The following is a 2,318-nucleotide window of genomic DNA, read 5'->3' as shown; positions in this document are numbered from 1 at the left end:
CCTGAAAAAATCGTATATGTTTCCTGTAACCCCGCCACATGGGCGAGAGACCTGGTGGTTCTGAAAGAGGGTGGCTATGAACTGAAGGAAGTTCAGCCTGTGGATCAGTTCAGCCATAGCGTCCACGTTGAGGTAGTAAGTATGCTCGCTAAAACAAAGTAACACCATATTTAGCGGTTGGTAATAATATAAAACAATATCATGTGGTTTTTAAAGTCATTTTTGTACGCAAAAATGACTTTTTTTAATGCTCGTTTTTCGGTGTTTTCAATGCTCGCTAGAAAAAGTTCAAAATCTTTTCTAAAATTTTCGATAATGGAAATAAAGAAATAATATGATTGACAAGAAAAATAAATTGGATTATGTTAAAGAAGTAAAATTTTATATTGCTCCGATTTTTGTGGCAATCACGCGACCTTACCCGAATGGGTGAGACACGTGATCTTGTTCTGCTGAACAAGGGAATCAGGTGAAAAACCTGAACACGGTGCAGAGGATTTGTCTGCATTGTGCTGTAAGTATGGAGTGCATCCTTTTTCTGCGAAAGCAGGTCATTGGTGAAGAACTGAGAAGGCGAAGGATGGGCGCTGGCGGAAACGCCTGAACATATCAGTCAGAAGACCTACAAACAAGTGCGAACCCTGATACGGGAGTATCAGGTCTTTTGTGCATACCATGAAAAGCGGCTGAAGGGCCGCTTTTTTGCTGCGAAAGTGGGATATCTATGCCCACTTTTTCTTTTTGCTGAAAAATGAGGAGCTGAAGCAAAGAGGAGGAATGTAATGATGAAGAAACGAATTGTTTCGTGGTTCCTGACACTGGTGATGGTGCTGGGGATGCTGCCGATGACGGCATGGGCAGAGGAAACATCGCCTTTTGCTGCAACGGCGGGGGAAATGACGCTGACGGTAAAAGCAGCGGAAGAGGACTACATTTATACGGTTTATGAATACGATGATTCCTGGAATGTGATCGGCAGTGAAGAAAAAACTGTGGACATGTATGAGGTGACAGTACCTGTCGATGCGGAAACAGTCATACTGGATTTTGGTACAGAGGAAAGGCTGGCCTACGGCTATGATGCAGTGGGAGGTTATGTAGCTGCCTATGGTTCCTATGGCGACGGGACCGTGGGACAGACCACTGCAGCCATCACACAGGAAACCTTTGCGGAATATGTCCGTGTGCAAACTCCCTATGATGAAAGCTGGGATTCCGCATTCCTTTATACAGTTCATCTGGTGACCGAAGAGGAGGAAGAAACGAAAACACCGGAAGCACCCGAGGAAATCTCCATCGAAACGCTAATGGAAAACATCGCTGCATCCTACACAGAAAATTCCGGCGAATGGGTCATCATGGATATGGCAGCTTATGAAGATTTGAATCCCGATGGTTCCAAAACATCGGCGGAGGCAAAACAGGCTTATATCAAAAAAGCTATCGAATCCATCAATAAGGAAAGTGTAGGCGAAACAACATATACAAAAGCCATTCTGGCGCTGACAGCTATTGGCGTGAATGCAGAAGAATTATATCCTGCCGACAGCGAGACATCCATCAGTGCTATTGCAGGTTTGAATGGGAAAACACATTCTTCCAGTGAATGGAGTGCACCCTATACATTGGCAGCATACAATCAGAATACTTACGAAGGTACAGGTATATATGAAGATGCCCTGATCACAGCTGTTCTGGAAAGTCAAAATGAAAATGGCAGTTGGGGCGGAAAATGGGACAATGGTATTCAGTCTACTGCAAATATGATTGCAGGGCTGGCTTTTTATAGTGACAGAGAAGATGTAAAAAATGCGATGGATGAAGCAATTGGTTTTCTGTCCGAAAGTCAGAGTGAAGATGGTAAATTTTATGACTATGCATATGCCGATGCAAACGCTGCTGCAATAGCGATCATTGGGTTGTGTGCTGCAGGGGTAAATCCTGATACAGATAGTCGATTTATAAAAGACGGCGTCAGTGCTTTGGATGCACTTTTGAGCTTTGCTCTTGCGGATAACAGCGGTTTTGGTTGGAAAGATAATACATCTTTAAACGCAGGTTCTACAGAACAGGCTTTCCGAGCCTTAATTGCAGCAACGCAGGTAATAGAAACAGGCAAAGCCTTCAATATTTATGATTTCAGCCATAATGCAGATTCTTTGCAGCCCGGTTACGCTGTAGAACAGGAAGAAGAAACTCCTTCCGACAAACCATCTACAGATAAAAACAAAATCACTGTTACCGTCAGCGTTGATGCAGACAGCGATGACTGGATGGAAGAAAAGTCTGTTACTGTTGACGAAGAGTCCACGGTATAT

The 2,318-nt window shown here is 43.7% G+C and carries 1 protein-coding gene, 1 pseudogene and 1 riboswitch; the gene and the pseudogene both read left to right on the top strand.

Going from position 1 to position 2,318, the window contains the following annotated elements; all coding sequences use genetic code 11:
• A pseudogene (locus tag IJ369_RS10915) lies at positions 1 to 162 on the top strand (23S rRNA (uracil(1939)-C(5))-methyltransferase RlmD); the annotation flags it as partial.
• Between the two features lie 250 nt (positions 163 to 412).
• Positions 413 to 644: riboswitch (cobalamin riboswitch) on the top strand.
• Between the two features lie 138 nt (positions 645 to 782).
• A partial coding sequence (locus IJ369_RS09030; protein WP_290718306.1) for a hypothetical protein occupies positions 783 to 2,318 on the top strand: 1,536 nt, incomplete at its 3' end.

Source organism: Anaerotignum sp., assembly GCF_017483025.1.
GTDB lineage: Bacteria > Bacillota > Clostridia > Lachnospirales > Anaerotignaceae > Anaerotignum_A.
The sequence above is the reverse complement of the archived record's forward strand: the minus strand, read 5'-3'. Positions and strand labels throughout refer to the sequence as shown.